Below are 19,424 nucleotides of genomic sequence, written 5' to 3' on the forward strand. Positions count from 1 at the left end.
CCGGTGAGCAGCACTCTGGCGCAGGCCATCGCGTGGGGTCGGGCGGAGCTTGCCGCCGCGGGTGTCGCGTCCCCGGACGCCGACGCCGCTCTGCTCGCCGCCCACGCGCTGGGACTCTCGCGCGGTGAGACCGAGGCCCGCGCCATCCTGGGGGCCGCCGAGCCCGCGGGCTACCACGACCTCGTACGGCGCAGGGCCGCCCGGGAACCGCTGCAGCACATCACGGGCACCGCGCCCTTCCGCGATCTGGAGCTCGCCGTGGGCCCCGGGGTCTTCGTGCCCCGTCCCGAGACGGAGCTGCTCGTGCAGCTCGCGCTCGACGACGCGCGGCTCTGGCGCGAGGCGGGCGAGACGCACCCTGCCGTGATCGACTTGGGTACAGGCACCGGGGCGATCGCCCTGGCCGTGGCGAGCGAGGACCCCGCGTGCCGGGTCACCGCCGTGGAGCGGGAACCCGGTGCCCTGGAGTGGGCCCGCCGCAACCTGTCCGGTTCGCGCGTGCGACTGCTGGAGTGCGACTACCGGGACGTCACCCCGGACACTGCCGGGCACTTCTGCGTGGTTGTGAGCAACCCGCCCTACGTTCCGGACGGCGAGATTCCCCGGGACCCGGAGGTGCGCGACTACGACCCGCCCACCGCGCTCTACGGTGGTGACCGGGCGGGGATGCGCCACCCGATCGCCGTGATGGAGACGGCTCTGCGGGTGCTGCGACCCGGGGGATCCTTCATCATGGAGCACGCGGAGTCCCAGGTGGAGCCCGTGGCGCTGGCTCTGACCGAGCGCGGGTTCCAGGACGTCCGCCTCCACCACGACCTGACCGACCGGCCCCGGGCCACCACGGCCCGCGTGCCGGACGCACACCCGGACGATGAGCTGAGGAGCTGCTCGTGAGCGAGATCTTGCCCTGCGGGACCGAGGAGGAGCGGGAGACCGCCGTGGCGCGGGCCGCGGAGGTGGTGGCCGACGGCGAGTGCGTCGTGCTTCCCACGGACACGGTGTACGGCATCGGCTGCGACGCATTTTCCGCGCCGGGCGTGCAGGGCCTGCTGGGCGCCAAGGGCCGCACCCGCGAGATGCCGCCGCCGGTGCTGATCGCCCGCCCCGATGTCATGGAGGCGCTCGCGGACGAGGTCGGCGAGGACGCCCGCGCCCTCGCCGAGGCCTTCTGGCCCGGGGCCTTGACCCTGGTGTGCTGGGCCCAGCCGTCCCTCGGCTGGGACCTCGGCGAGACGCACGGCACGGTGGCGCTGCGCGTGCCGGACGACGCCGCCGCGCGGGCCGTGCTCGAGCGGGTGGGTCCCATGGCGGTCTCCTCGGCGAACCGCACCGGGATGCCCGCCGCCCGCACCGCGCAGGCGGCACAGGACATGCTCCAGGACCGGGTGCCGCTCTACCTCGACGACGGTCCCCGGCCGGTCGAGGAGCCGGCGGAGGACGCCAGGGACACCGCCTCCACCATCGTCGACTGCACGGGGGAGACACCGGTGGTGCTGCGCCACGGCGCCATCCCCCTGCAGCGGCTGCGCGAGGTCGTCCCCGCGGTCCACGGCGGCGGGCTCGACGACGCCGCGGCCCAGGCCACGTCGCAGCGCCCCTCCGCGTCGGCCGGGGACGGCCGTGCCCACGAGGACGGCGCAACGGGCGGTGCTGGCACGGCAGCGGCGGCGTCGTCCGCGCGGGACTGTGAAGAACGTGCCAAGCAGAACGGCGTGGAGCCCACTGGCGCGGTGGCCGCCGGCCTGGCGGGCAGCGCCGTGCGGACCGGCCGGCCCGCTCCCGTGAACGGAGACGCCGAGGAGGGTGACGAGACGTCCGACGAGGAGCTCATCACCGCCATGGTGTGGGACGGCCCGTCACAGGATGCACGCCCGGTGGACCAGGTGCGGGACCGCAACCACCGGCACGAGCCCCGCTGGGGTGGCACGAGTGCGCTGAGCACGGCGGACGCCGAACGGCTCGTGGCCGACGGCACCCAGGACCCGCAGGCCTGACCCTGCCCCGGCACCCCCGCAAGCGCGCGGCGCAGGCGCAGTTCGCCCGGAGGCCGTCCCTGGCGCCGACGGTTTCGGCGCGGCGGTGCGGGCCGGGCGGTGTCGTCGCGGGGGAGTGCGCGGGAGCGCGTCTCAGCGGCCGAGGGCCAGGTGGGCCTGGCGCAGCACTTCCTGCACGTGCGGCTCCGGCAGCACACCGTTCTCGTGCGCCCAGCCCGGAACCTGCTGCTGGCCGAACCACGTGACCTCGAGCCGCCGGATGGCGCCGGCGTAGCGGTGCCCCGATGCCTGCGAGAGGAAACGCGCGGAAGCGATCGCGGCGCGGCACAGCCAGGGCGGGATGGACAGCGGCTCCCGGCGTCCGGCGTCGCGCAGGACGGAGCCGGTGGTGGCGCCCTCCCAGGGCTGCAGGATCACGGGCGGCAGGGTTCGGGGGAATTCGCCCACGGCCACGGTGAACTGCGCGAGCGCGGTCACCGAGGTGACGGGCGTGGGTGCGGAGCCGTCCCCGGCCACCGAGCTCAGCGGCGAGGAGGCGAAGCGCGCGAGCCTGCGCGTGGTCCGCCGCTCGCTGCCCATCACGGACGTGGCGCGGATCACGGTGAGCTGGGGTGCGCCCTTCTCGGAGCGCCACTCGGAGTGCAGCCGGTACAGCGCGGATTCTCCGAGCGCCTTGGAGAACGAGTACGGGGAGAACGGCGCGGTGCGGATGGACTCGTCCAGCACGGGGGCGTCCGCCTGCACGGACGCGGAACTCATGTGGATGACCCGCCGGACACCGGTGCGGTGCGCCGCGAGCGCCACCAGCACCGGCAGCAGGGCGTTGGCACCCGTCAGGGACTGCTGGTGGGTCTGGTCCGGTGCGGCCAGGCCGGCCGCGTTGACCACGGTGTCCGCGCCGGCGAAGGAGTCGGCCAGGTAGTCGATCACGGACTCGAGCCGCTGGGCGTGCTCCACGAGGTGGTGGACGGTGGTGGCCGGGGAGGCCAGGCGGGGTGAGGCCACGGGCGTGACCGGGATGCTCCGGGCCTGCAGGGCCGTGGTGATCGCGGAGCCGATGAAACCCGTCGCCCCGAGAACGCGCCAGCTGTGAACCGTCACTGTGTGTCTCCTCCCATGGTGGTTCGACCATCGTACGGTAGCGCCCGGCCGGGCAGGGTGGATGCCGTGACCGAGCCGCGGGCGTCCAGCGGACACCGAGGCATCGTCCGGGTGGGCGTTGATAGACTCCGGGAGTTCATCCGCGCCCGGGTGCCGCTGCCGCGACGCTCTCCGGCACGGGGTGAGCGAACACCGCCAGAATCACGAGTCGTCTCGGGGGCGTCAATGACGGAGAACAGTGCCAGGGCCACCGACCACGAGGGCGCGCGCGTGGGTGTGGCGTGCGTCACGCAGGACCGGCCCGGCGACGTCGACACCCTGATCGACGCGCTGCGCGTCCAGACCGAGCCCGTGGCGAGCCTGTGCCTCGTGGACGCGGGGCGCGCCGCTCTGGACGAGGACCGGCTGCGCCAGCGGATCGGGGGAGCGTTCGCGTTGCACTACCGCCGCTCGGAGGCGAACCTGGGTGGCGCGGGCGGCTTCGCGCTCGCGATCCTCACGGCGCTCGCGGCCGGCTCGGAGCAGGTCTGGCTCATGGACGACGACGCCCACCCCGAGGACCCCGAGTGCCTCGCCGTGCTGCGCACCGCCGCGCGGGAGCGCGACCTCGCGGTGGTCTCACCCCTGATCGTGGCACCGCAGGATCACTCGCTGCTCTCCTTCCCGTACCGGCTGGAGGGCGGCATCACGCACCGGCGGGCGGACCTCGAACCCCTGGGCTTCCTCGACTCCTACGCCAACTTCTTCAACGGCGCCCTGGTGGACGAGTCCGTGTTCTTCCGCGTGGGGCTGCCGGACCTCAAGCTGTTCCTGCGCGGGGACGAGGTGGACTTCCTGGTGCGGCTTCGCCGCAGCGGTCTGCCGTTCGGCACCGTGACCACCACGGCGGTCTCCCACCCCCCGGGGTGGGACGAGGAGCACGTGGTGGTTCCCGGCAAGCTGCAGGTGCTGATCCCGCCGGGGGAGTTCAAGCAGCGCCACTTCTTCCGCAACCGCGGGTACGTCTCGTGGCACTACAAGCGCGTGGTGCAGCTGGGGGCGGACGCGATCGGCTACCCGGCCCACTACATCAAGACCAGGGATCTCAAGGGCCTGCGCACGTGGGCGCGGCTCTACACCGACGGCATGCGCGGGCGGGGTTTCGGTGGCCCTCGCTGAGCCGCTGGACGCTGCGGGGATCCCCGTCCCGTTCTCGGTCCTGCTCCCCGTCTACCACGGGGACACGCCCGAGCGGCTGCGGCGCGCGGTGGAGTCCAACACCGTGGACCAGACCCGGCCGCCGGCCGAGGTGGTCCTCGTCCAGGACGGCCCCGTGTCGCCCCCGCTGGAGACCGAGCTGCGCCGTCTCGAGGCGGACTCGCAGATTCCGGTCCGTGTGCTGCGGCTCGCCCAGCACGGCGGTCTGGCTCGCGCCCTGCACACCGCCCTGCCGCAGTGCGCGCACGACGTCGTGGCGCGGGCGGACGCGGACGACGTCGCCTACCCCCGGCGCTTCGAGCAGCAGCTTCCCCTGATCGAGGACGGCGCGGACGTCGTGGGCGCGTCCATGCACGAGATCGGGGACGACGAGCAGAACCCCGTGGCACTGCGCGCGGCACCCGTGGGCGCGGAACGCATCGCGGCCGTGAGCCGTCGCCGCAACCCGCTGTCCCACCCCACGGTGGTGCTGCGCCGCAGCGCCGTGGAGGCCGTGGGAGGCTACGAGGACGTGCCCATGGCGGAGGACTACTGGCTGTGGGCGCGCATGCTCCACGCGGGGGCGGACGTGCGCAACGTGGGTGAGCCGCTGGTCGGGTACCGCGTCTCCTCCGGGTCCTACGAACGCCGCGGCGGGTACCGGGTCCTGAAGGCGGAGCTCGCGCTGCAGGCCAGGTTGCGGGCCCTGGGGCACGTGGGGTTCCTACAATGGGCCGTGAACGTCATGGTGCGCGGCGGCTACCGGTTCGTGCCCCTGCGGGTGCGCGAGACGGCCTACCGGCTCATGGTGGGCCACCGCAACGGCTGACCCGCGCGCACCCGAAAGGACAACGGCCCCATGGTCAACCCCCTCAGTCCCACCCCCCGAGCCGAGAAACCGGTCGCATGGCTGTGGATCCAGATGATCCTGGACTCGGCCGCGTGGATCCTGGCGCTGTGGGTGGCCGTGCTGCTGCGCTTCGAGCTCAACGTGGAGCTCGTGTCGGTGGGCGGGCTGGTGATCACGTGCGCCGTGGCCGTGGTGCTGCAGCTGCTCGTGGGGTTCTCCTTTGCGCTCTACAAGGGCCGCTACTCCTTCGGCAGCTTCGACGAGGCCAAGCTGCTGGTGGTCGTGACCGTGATCGTGACCGCGCTGCTGGAGGGCCTGCTGCTGGTCTTCGGCGTCTCGCTGAGCATCCCGCGCTCCGTGGGGTTCATCGCCTTCCCGTTCGCGTGCCTGCTCATGGCCGCGTTCCGCTACCTCAAGCGCATGTACCAGGAGTCCACGGCCAAGCCCGGTGACCAGGCCCAGAACGTGGTCGTCTTCGGCGCCGGCGCGCTGGGCACGTTCCTGGTGCACCGCATGATGCAGGACCCGGCCTCCGGCTTCCTGCCCGTTGCCCTGCTGGACGACGACCCCGCCAAGAAGCACCTGCGGATCTCCTCCGTGCCCGTCATGGGCACGCTGCACGACGCCGCCTCCGTCCTCGAGCACACGCGCTCGGGTGTGCTGATCGTGGCGGTGGCGGACGTGGACCCCCGCACCATGCGCCGCGTCTCCGACGCCGTGGAGGGAACGGGCACCCGCGTGATGACCGTCCCGCCGCTGAGCGAGATGCTCACGGGCGCGAACCAGGGCGTGGACCTGAGGGACATCTCCATGGAGGACCTCATCGGACGCCGCCCCGTGGACATCCACGTGGACTCGATCGCGGGCTACATCACCGGCAAGCGGGTGCTGGTGACCGGTGCGGGCGGATCCATCGGCTCCGAGCTGTGCCGTCAGCTCGTGGGCTTCGAGCCCGCGGAGCTGATCATGGTGGACCGGGACGAGTCCGGGCTGCAGGCCACGCAGATCTCCATCACCGGGCGCGGGCTGCTGGACGGCAACGACACCGTGCTGTGCGACATCCGTGACGAGGAGTCGGTGAACAGGGTGTTCGAGCAGCGCCGGCCCCAGGTGGTGTTCCACGCGGCGGCGCTGAAGCACGTCTCGCTGCTGGAGCAGTACCCGGACGAGGCGTGGAAGACCAACGTGATGGGTTCGCTGCACGTGCTCAGCGCCGCCGCCGCGGTGGACGTGGACGTGTTCGTGAACATCTCCACGGACAAGGCCGCGAACCCCACCACCGCGCTCGGGCACTCCAAGCGCGTGGCGGAGAAGCTCACCGCGTGGACGGGAGACCGCACGGGCAAGCGCTACGCCTCCGTGCGCTTCGGCAACGTCTTCGGCTCGCGCGGGTCCATGCTCCCGCTGTTCGCCGAGCAGATCCGCCAGGGCGGGCCCATCACGGTCACGCACCCGGACGCGACCCGCTACTTCATGACCATTCCCGAGGCGTGCCAGCTGGTCATCCAGGCCGGCGCGATCGCCCGCGGGGGAGAGGTGCTCATCCTGGACATGGGCCAGCCCGTGCGGATCATGGACATCGCGCAGCGCCTGCGGTCCATGTCCGGGCGCGAGGACATCCGGATCGAGATCACCGGGCTGCGCCACGGGGAGAAGCTGCACGAGGACCTGATCGGCACGGGGGAGACGGACGAACGTCCCTTCCACCCCAAGATCTCGCACGCGAGGGCCGAGCGTCTGGACCCCGCCAACCTGGACCGCCACGTGTGGAAGGTCCGCGGCGGCATGCTGTTCACCGGGTCCATCCCGCAGGTTCCTGCCAGCACCCAGCCCCGCATCACGGACTTCTCCGTGCCGCGCGCAGCCGAGTGCGCGGCGTCGTCGGGACGCGGCGGCCGGAGCGCCGCCCCCGACCGCGACGGCGCGGCACCCCGCGACGGCAGTCCCCACCGGGGGAATGCGGTCCCGCGGGACGGCAGCTCTGCGCGAGGCGGCCACGTCGCACCCGTCGAGGGGTCGCGGGCCGCCCGCGACGGGGACGACCGGGGGAGCGGATCGTGAGCGCCGCGATGAGCCCCGCCGCGGTCCTGGCCACACCGCTGCCCGGACTGGTGACCGGTCCCGCAACCCTCAGCGAGGGCGAGGCCCTTGAGCTGCTGCTGACGCTGGCGCCCTGGACCCTGGGGGTGGCGTTCGTGCTGTCCGTCCTGCTCCCGTTCGCCGTGCGGCCCCTGCTCACGCGGTGGGGAGTGATCGACGTCCCCACCGAACGCTCGTCCCACACCCGACCGGTCCTGCGCGGCATGGGCCTCGCCGTGGCGCTCGCCCTGGTGGTCACGTACGCGGGGGCGTTGGTCTTCGGCCTGATCCCCGTGGACCGCTCCATCGCCCTCGTGGTGCTGGCCATGATGGTTGCCAGTGCCGCGCTCGGCTGGGCGGAGGACTACCGGGGAGTGCCGATCACCGTGCGCCTGGGCGTTCAGGCCGTGATCGGAGCGCTGGGCACGGCGGCGCTGATCGTGGCCCTCGGGGTTCCCGCGTGGTGGTGGCCCGTGGGGGTCGTGGCCACCGTGGCGTACATCAACATCGCGAACTTCATGGACGGGATCAACGGCATCTCCGGCATGCACGGCGCAGCGGTGGGCCTGCTCTACGCGTGGGCCGGCGGCGTGAACGGCATGCCGTGGATGGTCTGCGCCGGTCTGGCCGTGGCCGGGGCCTTCCTCGGCTTCCTGCCCTGGAACCTGGGGCGCGGCACGGTGTTCCTGGGGGACGTCGGATCGTACGTCCTGGGGGGAGCGGTCGTGGCCACCGCGATCGGCGCGTTCCTCTCCGGCGTGTACGTGGAGTACCTGCTGCCCCCGCTGCTGATCTACCTCGCGGACACCGCGGTGACCCTCGTGCTGAGGATCCGCCGCGGCGGGGTCGGGTACAAGCCGCACCGCCAGCACGCGTACCAGCGGCTCACGGACGCGGGGCTCTCCCACGTCCAGGCGTCCCTGCTGGTCACGGGTGCCACGGTGCTCGTGAGCGTCATCTCCCTCTACGGCCTGCGCGCCAACGGCACGGGCTCCGCCGTCGCCGGTGTGGCGGTGGTCGCCGTGGTCGTCGCGTACCTGCTGGCGCCCACGCTGCTCGGACGCCTCCGCACCGCTCGGCGGGGCGTGGACACGTGACCGGGCCCGACCACACCCCCGCTCCCGCAGGTGACAGCTCCTACGGCCACGGTGCGAGAACCTGGTCCGCGGTCGCCCTCGTGGCGGCGGCGCTCGCGGTGGCGGCGGCCTTCGTGCTGGAGCTTCCGGACGGCGTCCGCTCGGCCGCGTTCGGGGCCGGTCTGGTCACGGCGAGCTCCGCGACCACCGTGCTGGTGGCCGCGCACATGTTCCGCGTCGCGCCCGCGGCCACCGCGCCTGCCCTCGCGGGCCTGTACCTGCTCAAGGTGCTCGTGGCCGGTGGACTGCTCCTGACGCTCGCGCCCCCCGCCTGGCTGGTCCCCGGCGTGTTCCTGGGCGCCGCGCTGGTCGGCCTCGTGCTCGCGCTCGTGCGCTTCGCCCGGCTCACGGGGCGCGTGTCCGGGCAGCAGACGCGCGCGCTCCTGGCCTCACGATCCGCCCGGGGAGCGGACTCCGCAGCCGCGCACGACGACGCCGCTGCCGCACCGTCCCCGCGCGACGCACCCGGTCCCCGGTCCGGTGCGGCCACCACGCTCCTCGGCCGGGAAGCACCCGGCCGCCACCACGACGCGCTCCACGGGTCCGGTCAACCGCCCGTGGGCACCCCTGAAAGGCACACCCCATGAACTCCTCGCCGGGCCCCCAGGACCCCCGGAAACCCCGCTCCGCGCGGGGCGCCTCGCAGCGACACGTCGACTCCGCGCGACAGGACTCCCTCTACACTGCGGGAGAGCTCGTGGAGCGCGGCGGCCTGAGCGGAGGACTCGCCGTGCTGCTGTATGTCGTGGTCGGTGCGGCGTTTTGGAGTTTGATAGGCTGGCTCCTGGATCACCTGCTGGGAACACGGTGGATTGTGATCGCGGGAGCCGTCTTCGGCGCGTCCGCCGGGGTGTACCTCGGCTACCTCCACATGAGGGACGCGCTGAATCGGAGCCACGCCCCGCAGAAGACCACGTCGGAGACAACGAAGTCATCTGATCCGGGCCACCGGCCCGGAGTGTGACCGGTCTGGATACCGCAGAAAGGACCCGTATTGAACCCCGCCCTGAGGATTCCGGCCGAATTCGTGGCCCCTTCCACGGAAGACATGCATCTTCCCCCGTTGTTCGAAGTGGGGTCCCTCGCCTTCGGTAAGCAGTCGCTGCTGATCCTCTTCTCCGTGGTGCTGATCGGTGCGGGCTTCATGTACATGATCCGCCGTCGCGCCATGGTTCCCTCCAAGGGCCAGTACCTGGGCGAGATGGGCTACGGCTTCGTCCGCAACCACCTGGGCCGGGACATCATCGGCGAGAAGGACTTCCGCCCTTTCATCCCGCTGCTGTTCTCCTTCTTCTTCTTCATCCTGGTGAACAACCTGTTCGGGTCCATCCCCCTCGTGCAGCTGCCCACCTTCTCCCACCCGGGCTCGGCATACGTCATGGCCGCCATCGCCTACGTCGTGTGGGTCTTCGTGGGCATCCGCCGGCACGGCTTCGGGCAGTTCATGGTCAAGATGACCATGCCCCCGAACGTCCCGAAGATCCTCTACGTGATCCTCATCCCCCTCGAGTTCCTCTCGAACCTCATCATCCGTCCCGTGACTCACGCGCTGCGTGTGTTCGCCACCATGTTCGCGGGCCACATGGCCATGATGGTGGCCGCGGGCCTCACCGCGTACCTGGCCACCGAGGTGGGCGGCATCGTGGGGATCGGCGGATCGGTCTTCGGCATCGTCCTCGGACTGTTCATCTACTTCCTGGAGCTGCTCATCCAGGTCCTCCAGGCCTACATCTTCACCCTGCTGTTCGCCGTGTACGTACAGGGCGCACTGCAGGAGGGGCACTAGCCCCACGAAGGAGCGCGACCCCCGGGCCGCTCACCCCTGACCATCGCCTGCTTACGATTCCCGTAACGGCACCACGGCCCGCACCCGCGGGCACCCAGAAAGGAAATATCCACAATGGAAGGTTCGCTTAGCGTCATTGGCTACGGTCTCGCTGCCATCGGCGGTGGCATCGGCGTGGGTCTCATCTTCGCTGCCTACATGCAGTCCGTGGCCCGCCAGCCCGAGTCCCAGCGCGTCCTGCAGCCCATGCTCTTCATGGGCTTCGCCGTGGTCGAGGCCCTGGCCATCCTGGGCCTGGTCCTCGCCTTCATCATGTAGGGCAATGCCCATCGGACAAGCCCTAACTAGAGAACAGGAATCGCGCTCATGAACGCAATGGTGATGGCAGCGGAAGAGGCTCAGAACCCTCTCATCCCGGACACCTGGGAAATGCTGATTACCTTCATCGGGTTCGTGATTCTGCTCTTCATCGCGATCAAGTACATCGTCCCGGCGTTCGAGAAGGTCTACAAGGACCGCTCGGAGGCCATCGAGGGTGGACTTGCCAAGGCCAAGGCCGCTCAGGCCGAGGCGAAGGCTGCTCGCGACGAGTACAACCAGCAGCTCGAGAGCGCTCGCCTCGAGGCCCAGAAGATCCGTGAGGAAGCTCGCTCCGAGGGCGAGAAGATCCTCGCGGACTTCAAGGACCGCGCCAACATGGAGTCCGCCCGGATCACCGAGAACGCTCACAAGGCCATCGAGGCCGAGCGTGCGGCGGCCGTGGTCTCCCTGCGCGACGAGGTCGGCACTTTGGCAACACAGCTCGCGTCCAAGATCGTCGGGGAGTCCTTGAACGACGACGACCGCGCCAACCGCGTGGTCGACCGCTTCCTGGCGGACCTGGACGCCGAGCAGAGCCGCACGGGAGCTGCACGGTAATGGCAGAAGCATCGAACGAACCGAATCGTCCGCTCACCGTGGACGTGGACCGCTGGGCACCGTCCGCGAGTCCGGAGATCGCACACCAGCTGTTCGAGATCCTGGACATCGTGGACCAGAACGGCGCTCTGCGCCGGGCCCTGACGGATCCCTCCCGCCCCGCTGAGGACCGTGCTCGTCTCGTGCACTCCCTCCTCGACGGCCGGGCCCACGAGGTGGCGGTGGACATCGCCGCGGAGCTCGCCTCCCAGCGCAGCACCACCGAGCGTCAGCTGGGTGATGCCCTCGAGCGCACCGCAGTGCTCGTGGCGGCAGCCGCCACCGAGAACCGCGGCGGCGGGGACGCCCTCGAGTCGCTCGTGGACGAACTCATCCGGTTCAAGTCCATGCTGGACCGGTCCGCCGAGGTGCAGAGCGCCTTCTCGGACTCCCGGGCGTCCGCGGAGGCCAAGGTCACCCTCGCCCGTCGGCTGAGCACGCCGGGTTCCGAGGAGGCCGCGTTGCTGATCGAACGCGCAGCCAGCGAGCCCCGGGGGGCCCTCCCCGGTCGTCTGCTGGAACAGTTCGCCCAGTGGGTGGCAGACCGTCAGCAGCGGTGGATCGCCCGTGTGGAGTCGGCCCGGCCGTTGCGCCAGGACCAGCTGGACGCCCTGCGCGACCGGCTGAACCGGCTGTACGGACGGGACCTCAAGCTGACCACCGAGACCAACCCGGCTCTGGTGGGTGGCCTGCGCGTGCAGGTCGGTGAGGAGATCATCGACGGTTCGCTCACGCACCGGTTGAACCAGCTGGAGCAGCGGATCGGAGCCTGATCCTCTCGTGGAGCGAGGATCGCGGGGAGCCGGTGCGAGCCGGAGTCCCGTCGCGTTGCCTCCACGGGCCGCACACGCGGTCGCACGGCGATGGGGCAACGCATCGCGACAAGAACAAGCTTGGTCATCGTCGAGTCGATGATCACACGACGTAGAGAGCAGGGACAGCAGATGGCCGATGTGACCATCAATGCCGATGAAGTCCGTAGCGCGCTGAACGATTTCGCGGCGTCCTACGATCCCGGCAACGTGGAACGAGTAGAAGTAGGACGCGTGTCGTCCGCAGCGGACGGCATTGCCCGTGTGGAGGGTCTGCCCTCCGTCATGGCCAACGAGTTGCTCAAGTTCGAGAACGGGGTACTGGGCCTGGCCCTGAACCTCGACACCCGCGACATCGGCGTCGTGGTGCTGGGCGACTTCCAGGGCATCGAGGAGGGCCAGGAGGTCCACCGCACCGGTGAGGTGCTCTCGGTGCCCGTGGGCGAGGGCTACCTCGGCCGCGTGGTGGACCCGCTGGGCGAGCCCCTCGACGACCTCGGCCCCATTGCCACGGACGGCCGCCGCGAGCTGGAGCTGCAGGCTCCGGGCGTGACCATGCGAAAGTCCGTGCACGAGCCGCTGCAGACCGGCATCAAGGCGATCGACGCCATGATTCCGATCGGGCGTGGCCAGCGTCAGCTGATCATCGGCGACCGTCAGACCGGCAAGACCGCCATCGCGGTGGACGCCATCCTGAACCAGCGCTCCAACTGGGAGTCCGGTGACGTCGACAAGCAGGTGCGCTGCATCTACGTGGCGGTCGGTCAGAAGGCCTCCACCATTGCGGCCGTGCGTCAGACGCTCGAGGACAACGGCGCCCTGGACTACACCACGATCGTGGCCGCCCCGGCCTCCGAGTCGGCCGGTCTGAAGTACCTCGCCCCCTACGCCGGCTCGGCCATCGGCCAGCACTGGATGTACGGCGGCAAGCACGTCCTGATCGTGTTCGACGACCTCTCCAAGCAGGCCGAGGCCTACCGGGCCGTGTCCCTTCTGCTGCGCCGCCCGCCGGGACGCGAGGCGTACCCCGGCGACGTCTTCTACCTGCACTCCCGTCTGCTCGAGCGTTGCGCCAAGCTCTCCGACGAGCTGGGCGCGGGCTCCATGACCGGGCTGCCGATCATCGAGACCAAGGCCAACGACGTCTCGGCGTTCATCCCGACCAACGTCATCTCCATCACCGACGGTCAGATCTTCCTGCAGTCGGACCTCTTCAACGCCAACCAGCGCCCCGCCGTGGACGTGGGCATCTCGGTGTCCCGCGTGGGTGGTGCCGCGCAGGTCAAGGCCATGAAGAAGGTCTCCGGCACGCTGAAGCTGAGCCTGGCCTCGTACCGCTCCATGCAGGCGTTCGCCATGTTCGCCTCCGACCTGGATGCGGCCTCGCGCCAGCAGCTGACCCGCGGTGAGCGTCTGATGGAGCTGCTCAAGCAGCCCCAGTACACGCCGTACCCCGTGGCGGACCAGGTCGTCTCCATCTGGGCGGGCACCACCGGCCAGCTCGACGACGTGGACGTGGCCAACGTGGGCGACTTCGAGCGCGCCCTGCTGGACCAGGTGCGCCGGACCACCAACGTCATGGACTCGATCAACTCCACGGGCAAGCTCGAGGACGACGCGATCGAGGCGCTGAAGACGGCCGTGGCCGAGGTCAAGCGGGACTTCCACGGTTCCAAGCACGGGATCGAGGCCGGTGTCGAGGAGCACGAGTCCCTGGGCTCGAGCTCCGTGAACCAGGAAACGATCGTCAAGAAGTAACCGTTGAGGTGGTGCGCCGTCCGTCGGCGCACCACCGCGGTGCCGAAAGGAAAAGCCCATGGGAGCGCAGATTCGGGTCTACCGACAGAAGATCGCGTCCACCTCGTCCATGAAGAAGATCTTCAAGGCGATGGAGATGATCGCGACCTCGCGCATCAGCAAGTCCCGTCAGAGTCTCGAAGGTGCGTACCCGTACGCCAACGCGCTGACCCGCGCGGCCTCCCAGATCGCCACGCAGCACAACATCTCCCACCCGTTGACCACGGTCCCGGACCAGGTGCGGCGCTCCGCCGTCATGGTCTTCACCTCGGACCGCGGCCTCGCAGGGTCCTACTCCTCCAACGTGCTCAAGCGCACGGAGGAGCTGCTGGAGCTGCTGCGCTCGCAGGGCAAGGAAGCCCACATCTACCTGGTGGGGCGCAAGGCCAAGGCGTACTTCGACTTCCGGCACCGTGACTACGACGATTTCTGGACCGGCAACACGGACAGCGCGAGCACGGAGCGCGCCGAGGAGCTCACGGAGCGCCTCATGCACGACATCAGTGCCGCGTACGAGGAGAACGGCGTGGACGAGGTCCTCCTCGTCTACACGCAGTTCAACTCCATGGTGAGCCAGGAACCCCGTGTCCTGCGGCTGCTGCCCCTGGAGATCTCGGACGCCAACGACCTCGGGGACGACGTCTCGGTGCGGTTCGACGATCTGCGCGAGCACGCCAACCAGTTCGAGTTCGAGCCGAACCCGGAGGAAGTCTTCAACGAGATCCTGCCGAGGTACGTCCGGGCCCGGGTCTACTCCGCGCTGTGCCACGCGGCGTCGAGCGAGCTGGCGTCCCGTCAGCGCGCCATGAAGGCCGCCGGTGACAACGCCACCGAGCTCATCAAGAAGTACACACGCCTGATGAACAACGCCCGTCAGGCGGAGATCACCACCGAGTTGACAGAGATCGTCAGTGGCGCCGAGGCCCTCTAGGCCCGCGCTCTCCCCATTGCCAGCCGAAACGAAGTGAGAGAAATGACTGCCACTATCAACGACCAGGCGGCCCAGCCGGTTTCGCGCGGCGGCGTCGGCCGCATCGCCCGAGTCATCGGACCCGTGGTCGACGTCGAGTTCCCCGAGAACCAGGTTCCGGACCTCTACAACGCCCTGACCGCGGACTACGACTTCAACGGCAAGCCCCGCCGGATCACGTTCGAGACCGCTCAGCACCTGGGCACCAATGTGGTGCGTGCCATCTCCCTGCAGCAGACCGACGGTCTGGTGCGCGGCACGCCCGTGCAGGACACCGGCTCGCCCATCTCCGTGCCCGTGGGCGACGTGGTCAAGGGCCACATCTTCAACGTCCTGGGTGACGCCCTGGACATGCCCACCGACGAGCTGGACATCCAGGAGCGCTGGCCCATCCACCGCAAGGCACCGTCCTTCGCGGAGCTCGAGGGCAGCACCGAGATGATGGAGACGGGCATCAAGTCCATCGACCTCCTGACCCCCTACATCAAGGGCGGCAAGATCGGTCTGTTCGGCGGCGCCGGCGTGGGCAAGACCGTGCTCATCCAGGAGATGATCACCCGTGTGGCCCGCAACTTCGGTGGCACCTCGGTGTTCGCCGGTGTGGGCGAGCGCACCCGTGAGGGCAACGACCTGTGGGTCGAGATGGAGGAGGCGGGCGTTCTCAAGGACACCGCTCTCGTGTTCGGCCAGATGGACGAGCCGCCCGGAACGCGTCTGCGCGTGGCACTGACCGGTCTGACCATGGCGGAGTACTTCCGCGACGTGCAGAACCAGGACGTGCTGCTGTTCATCGACAACATCTTCCGCTTCACGCAGGCCGGTTCGGAGGTCTCGACCCTGCTGGGTCGCATCCCCTCCGCCGTGGGCTACCAGCCGACCCTCGCGGACGAGATGGGCGTGCTGCAGGAGCGCATCACCTCCACCCGGGGCCACTCCATCACGTCCATGCAGGCGATCTACGTGCCCGCCGACGACTACACGGACCCGGCTCCCGCGACCACGTTCGCCCACCTGGACGCGACCACCGAGCTCTCCCGTGACATCGCGTCCCGTGGTCTGTACCCGGCGATCGACCCGCTGTCCTCGACCTCCCGCATCCTGGATCCGCAGTACGTGGGCCAGACCCACTACGACGTGGCCACCCGCGTGAAGTCGATCCTGCAGGAGAACAAGGAGCTGCAGGACATCATCGCGATTCTCGGTGTGGAGGAGCTCTCCGAGGAGCAGAAGGTCGTGGTGTCCCGCGCACGCCGCATCGAGCAGTTCCTGTCCCAGAACACCTACACCGCGAAGCAGTTCACCGGTGTGGAGGGCTCCACGGTTCCCCTCGCGGAGACCATCGAGGCCTTCGGCAAGATCTGCGACGGCGAGCTGGACAACGTTCCGGAGCAGGCCTTCTACAACGTGGGCGGCCTGGACGACGTCATGCGTCAGTGGGACGAGATCAAGGCCGAGACGGGCGAGAAGTAAGCCATGGCTGAACTCATCGTGGAAATCGTCGCCCTGGATCGCAAGATCTGGGCAGGTGCCGCGCGGCTCGTCCGCGTGCGCACCACCGAGGGTGACATCGGCGTCATGCCGGGCCACCAGTCCATGGCGGGGTTGCTCAAGCCGGGGGAGTTCGCCATCGACCGGGTGGAGGGTGACCGGCTGACCGGCCGCATCGACTCCGGTCTGGTGTCCGTGGACCAGAACCGGGTCACCATCGTGGCTGACACGGTCTCCCTGGACTCGGAGAAGCAGTCCGCCTGATTCATCAGCGCACCGGTCAGCGTCGACCCTCGTGCCCCGTGCGGGGTACGGGGGTCGACGTCGTTCGGGCACCGCCTGCGCACAGGTTCCGCGGCCCGTGCCGTCGTGGTTCCTTGCCGTGCAGGCCCCAGCCCCGCTCGCGGGGATGGGGAGCTTGACCCACCGTTGCCGCACAACGAGTGCACCGCGAGTGAGGGTCGTGGACGAGGAGGAAAACGTGGAAGAAACCATCGAGGTTCACGGGCCCACCGTGGTCAACGGCGAGCTGCCGGTCTTCGGGGCAAAGAACAGCGTGCTCAAGCTCATGGCGGCGGCGCTGCTGGCCCCGGGGCGTTCCACCATCACCAACGTTCCCGAGATCCAGGACGTCACGGTGATGGCGGAGCTGCTGCGCCGTCTGGGCTGCGAGGTCGACTACTCGCCCGCTGAGCACGAGGTGGTCATCGAGGTCCCGGAGGAGCTGGGCCACCAGGCGGACTACGACCTCGTGCGGGCCATGCGCGCCTCCATCTCGGTGCTGGGTCCGCTGATGGCGAGGTGCCGCCGTGCAGAGGTCGCGCTGCCCGGGGGCGATGCCATCGGAACCCGGGGTCTCGACATGCACCGCGCGGGTCTGGAGGCGATGGGCGCGGAGCTCGGCATCGAGCGTGGTTTCCTGCGCGCGTCCGCCCCGGAAGGACTTGCCGGAGCTTCTTTCCGGCTCGGGTACCCCTCGGTGGGCGCCACGGAGAATCTCATGACGGCCGCGACCACCGCCCGGGGTACCACGGTGCTGGAGAACGTGGCGCGGGAACCCGAGATCGTGGACATCGGTCGCATGCTGCAGGCCATGGGTGCACAGATCGAGGGACTGGGCACCACCACACTGACGATCACGGGTGTGCCACGGCTGAGCCCGGTCACGCACCGCACCGTGCCTGACCGGATCGTGGCCGGCACGTGGGCCTTCGCCGCGGCCGTGACGGGCGGACGCGTGCAGATCAGGGGAGCGGAGCCGTCCCACCTGGGGGTGGTCCTCGACAAGCTGCGTGCCGCAGGGTGCGACGTGGACGTTGCGGAGGGCCGGTTCACGGTCCAGGGCCCCAGCCGGCCGCGTGCCATCAACGTCTCCACCCTCCCGTACCCCGGCTTCCCCACGGATCTTCAGCCGTTCGTGGTGGCGCTGAACGCCGTGGCGGAGGGGTCGGGAATCATCACGGAGAACGTCTTCGAGGCCCGCTGGGGCTTCACCGCCGAGCTCGAGCGGCTCGGCGCGCGGGTGCACCTGGACGGGCACCACGCGCGGGTGGACGGCGTGGCGGCCTCGCAGCTCTCCGGGGCACCCGTGGAGGCCATGGACATCCGCGCGGGAGCTGCTCTCGTGATCGCCGGCATGGCGGCGGGGGGAGTCACCGAGGTGTCGGGCATCGAGCACATCGACCGCGGCTACGAGCACTTCGTGGAGCATCTGGCCCGCGCCGGAGCGGACGTGCAGCGGCGCATCCACCCTTCTCGGGGCTGAGTGGTGTCGACCGCGCTCCCACGGGGTGACGCTGCACGGGCACGACGCCGCTCGGGTCACGGTGATTCCTGACGGCCCCGTGCACCCGCCCAGCGAGCTCACCCCCTTGTGCGCTCAGCTCGCTGGGAACCTGGGAAGGCCTCTGCGGGGACCCGAGCGCGGCGCCCGTCGCGGGCAGGCTGAGGGTGGCTCCACAGGCACGGCGGGATCGGCAACGGACGTCCTCCCCGTGACATGAGAAAATCCCCGGTGCCGTGTGGCACCGGGGATTTTCCGTGTCCGAGGGGGACTGTCAGATGACGGTCACGCCGGTGGCCTGGGGGCCCTTCTGGCCCTGACCGATCTCGAACTCGACGCGCTGGTTCTCTTCGAGGGTGCGGAAGCCGCCCGACTGGATTTCGCTGTAGTGCACGAAGACGTCGCCATCAGCGTCGTCCGGCGTGATGAAGCCGAAGCCCTTTTCTGCGTTGAACCACTTAACGGTGCCCTGAGCCATAATGGGGCATCTCCTTCTGGAGTAATAGTGCGTGCACATGGATGTGCACCTGAACTGGTACCGCGAGAAGGCTGTGGATGCGGCTCACGTAAGTGTTGTGCCACAGCGCCAGTCAGAACTTCACGCTCGCTACCATTCCTGCGAGCATGTCAAACATGATGCGAGAACGCTACAAGCATCACACACTGTTGCGCGGTGGTCAACAGTCATCAGACGGCTTAGCACGTGTGGCCGCGCCGACCCGCCCGGCCGTTCGGTCGACGTCGCGCAACAGGGCCCCGGCCCCCAGTGCCGTCGGGTCAGAAGAGCCGGGACTGGGTGTCCACGTTGCCGCGCATCTCGTCGTAGTCGAGACTCAGGCACTCGATGCCGCGGTCGAGCGCGAGAGTGCGCGCCTGGGGCTTGATCTGCTGCGCCGCGAAGACCCCGCGCACGGGGCGCAGCAGCGGATCTCTGTTGAGGAGTTCCAGGTAGCGGGTGAGCTGCTCGACGCCGTCGATGTCGCCCCGACGCTTGAGCTCCACGGCCACGGTGGCCCCGTTCGCGTCCCGGGCGAGGATGTCCACCGGCCCGATGGCGGTGGGGTACTCGCGCCGGACCAGCGAGACGCCCTCGCCGAGGAGTGTGATCTGCTCGGCCAGCAGCCGTTGCAGGTCTGCTTCCACGCCGTCCTTGACCAGGCCCGGATCCGCCCCGAGGTCGTGGTGCAGCTGGCTGTGCACCGTCATGACGTGGATGACCAGCCGGTCGTCGGACTTGCCCGCCTGGACCTCCCACACCTCGCTCACGCCCTCCGCCGCGAGGTCCTCGGAGGGCTCCCGGACGCGGAGGGTGGCCGGCGGGCTCATCCAGTTCAGCGGCTTGTAGGAACCGCCGTCCGAGTGGATGAGAACGGAGCCGTCGGCCTTGAGCATGATGAGCCGCCGGGCCAGGGGCAGATGGGCATTGAGCCGCCCCTCGTAGCGGACGGAGCAGTCGGCAATCACTAGGCGCACCCGGACAGCTTAACGGTCAGCG

The 19,424-nt window shown here is 69.8% G+C and carries 20 protein-coding genes; 17 read left to right on the plus strand and 3 right to left on the minus strand.

Annotation, left to right across the window (positions count from 1 at the left end; translation table 11 throughout):
- The first annotated feature begins 3 nt into the window (after window positions 1–3).
- Both prmC and D9R02_RS00140 read left to right on the plus strand, forming a co-directional pair.
- Window positions 4–894, plus strand: a complete 891-nt coding sequence (gene prmC / locus D9R02_RS00135; protein ID WP_102613432.1) for a peptide chain release factor N(5)-glutamine methyltransferase — start codon at window positions 4–6, stop codon at window positions 892–894.
- A complete protein-coding gene (locus tag D9R02_RS00140; protein WP_102613433.1) occupies window positions 891–1,994 on the plus strand; it encodes an L-threonylcarbamoyladenylate synthase in 1,104 nt (367 codons plus the stop codon). The genes prmC and D9R02_RS00140 overlap by 4 nt, the downstream gene beginning before the upstream one ends.
- Before the next feature lie 132 nt (window positions 1,995–2,126).
- On the opposite strand, the gene D9R02_RS00145 is transcribed toward D9R02_RS00140, so the two are convergent.
- Window positions 2,127–3,095 carry an NAD-dependent epimerase/dehydratase family protein gene (locus D9R02_RS00145; protein WP_102613434.1) on the minus strand — a complete coding sequence of 323 codons (969 nt, stop codon included), beginning with the start codon at window positions 3,093–3,095 and terminating at the stop codon, window positions 2,127–2,129.
- 225 nt (window positions 3,096–3,320) lie between these two features.
- On the opposite strand from D9R02_RS00145, the gene D9R02_RS00150 reads away from it, so the two are divergent.
- The 15 genes from D9R02_RS00150 (at window position 3,321) to murA (ending at window position 17,911) form a co-directional block, all read left to right on the plus strand.
- Window positions 3,321–4,253, plus strand: coding sequence for a glycosyltransferase family protein (locus D9R02_RS00150; RefSeq protein WP_019309359.1), 933 nt, complete (start codon window positions 3,321–3,323; stop codon window positions 4,251–4,253).
- A complete protein-coding gene (locus tag D9R02_RS00155; RefSeq protein WP_102613435.1) occupies window positions 4,240–5,100 on the plus strand; it encodes a glycosyltransferase in 861 nt (286 codons plus the stop codon). Before D9R02_RS00150 ends, D9R02_RS00155 begins: the two co-directional genes overlap by 14 nt.
- 30 nt (window positions 5,101–5,130) lie before the next feature.
- A complete protein-coding gene (locus D9R02_RS00160) occupies window positions 5,131–7,182 on the plus strand; it encodes a polysaccharide biosynthesis protein (protein WP_121566080.1) in 2,052 nt (683 codons plus the stop codon).
- Window positions 7,179–8,297 carry an MraY family glycosyltransferase gene (locus D9R02_RS00165; RefSeq protein WP_121566081.1) on the plus strand — a complete coding sequence of 373 codons (1,119 nt, stop codon included), beginning with the start codon at window positions 7,179–7,181 and terminating at the stop codon, window positions 8,295–8,297. The genes D9R02_RS00160 and D9R02_RS00165 overlap by 4 nt, the downstream gene beginning before the upstream one ends.
- Complete coding sequence (locus D9R02_RS00170) at window positions 8,294–8,923, plus strand: hypothetical protein (protein ID WP_121566082.1); 630 nt, start codon at window positions 8,294–8,296, stop codon at window positions 8,921–8,923. The genes D9R02_RS00165 and D9R02_RS00170 overlap by 4 nt, the downstream gene beginning before the upstream one ends.
- Entirely contained in the window at window positions 8,920–9,300 is a 381-nt protein-coding gene (locus tag D9R02_RS00175; RefSeq protein WP_019309354.1) for an AtpZ/AtpI family protein, read from the plus strand. The genes D9R02_RS00170 and D9R02_RS00175 overlap by 4 nt, the downstream gene beginning before the upstream one ends.
- Before the next feature lie 30 nt (window positions 9,301–9,330).
- The gene (gene atpB / locus D9R02_RS00180) at window positions 9,331–10,122 is read left to right on the plus strand and encodes a F0F1 ATP synthase subunit A (RefSeq protein ID WP_019309353.1); all 792 of its coding nucleotides are present in this window, start codon (window positions 9,331–9,333) and stop codon (window positions 10,120–10,122) included.
- 114 nt (window positions 10,123–10,236) lie between these two features.
- A complete protein-coding gene (gene atpE / locus D9R02_RS00185; protein WP_019309352.1) occupies window positions 10,237–10,440 on the plus strand; it encodes an ATP synthase F0 subunit C in 204 nt (67 codons plus the stop codon).
- Window positions 10,441–10,488: 48 nt separating this feature from the next.
- Window positions 10,489–11,040 carry a F0F1 ATP synthase subunit B gene (locus D9R02_RS00190; RefSeq protein WP_019309351.1) on the plus strand — a complete coding sequence of 184 codons (552 nt, stop codon included), beginning with the start codon at window positions 10,489–10,491 and terminating at the stop codon, window positions 11,038–11,040.
- Window positions 11,040–11,852: a F0F1 ATP synthase subunit delta gene (locus tag D9R02_RS00195; RefSeq protein WP_047978492.1), complete on the plus strand. Its 813-nt coding sequence runs from the start codon at window positions 11,040–11,042 to the stop codon at window positions 11,850–11,852. The genes D9R02_RS00190 and D9R02_RS00195 overlap by 1 nt, the downstream gene beginning before the upstream one ends.
- 138 nt (window positions 11,853–11,990) lie before the next feature.
- Window positions 11,991–13,649, plus strand: a complete 1,659-nt coding sequence (gene atpA / locus D9R02_RS00200; RefSeq protein WP_223246092.1) for a F0F1 ATP synthase subunit alpha — start codon at window positions 11,991–11,993, stop codon at window positions 13,647–13,649.
- Window positions 13,650–13,707: 58 nt separating this feature from the next.
- On the plus strand, window positions 13,708–14,619 hold the full coding sequence (locus D9R02_RS00205) for a F0F1 ATP synthase subunit gamma (protein ID WP_121566083.1): 912 nt from the start codon (window positions 13,708–13,710) through the stop codon (window positions 14,617–14,619).
- A 42-nt stretch (window positions 14,620–14,661) separates the two neighbouring features.
- A complete protein-coding gene (gene atpD / locus D9R02_RS00210) occupies window positions 14,662–16,128 on the plus strand; it encodes a F0F1 ATP synthase subunit beta (protein WP_019309347.1) in 1,467 nt (488 codons plus the stop codon).
- Between the two features lie 3 nt (window positions 16,129–16,131).
- A complete protein-coding gene (locus D9R02_RS00215; RefSeq protein WP_019309346.1) occupies window positions 16,132–16,410 on the plus strand; it encodes a F0F1 ATP synthase subunit epsilon in 279 nt (92 codons plus the stop codon).
- 217 nt (window positions 16,411–16,627) lie between these two features.
- Window positions 16,628–17,911: a UDP-N-acetylglucosamine 1-carboxyvinyltransferase gene (gene murA / locus D9R02_RS00220; protein WP_047978498.1), complete on the plus strand. Its 1,284-nt coding sequence runs from the start codon at window positions 16,628–16,630 to the stop codon at window positions 17,909–17,911.
- Window positions 17,912–18,203: 292 nt separating this feature from the next.
- On the opposite strand, the gene D9R02_RS00225 is transcribed toward murA, so the two are convergent.
- Both D9R02_RS00225 and nucS read right to left on the minus strand, forming a co-directional pair.
- The gene (locus tag D9R02_RS00225; RefSeq protein ID WP_012398055.1) at window positions 18,204–18,407 is read right to left on the minus strand and encodes a cold-shock protein; all 204 of its coding nucleotides are present in this window, start codon (window positions 18,405–18,407) and stop codon (window positions 18,204–18,206) included.
- 299 nt (window positions 18,408–18,706) lie between these two features.
- Window positions 18,707–19,402, minus strand: coding sequence for an endonuclease NucS (gene nucS, locus D9R02_RS00230; protein ID WP_019309344.1), 696 nt, complete (start codon window positions 19,400–19,402; stop codon window positions 18,707–18,709).
- Window positions 19,403–19,424: the final 22 nt, after the last annotated feature.

Source organism: Kocuria rhizophila, assembly GCF_003667225.1.
Lineage (GTDB): Bacteria > Actinomycetota > Actinomycetes > Actinomycetales > Micrococcaceae > Kocuria > Kocuria rhizophila.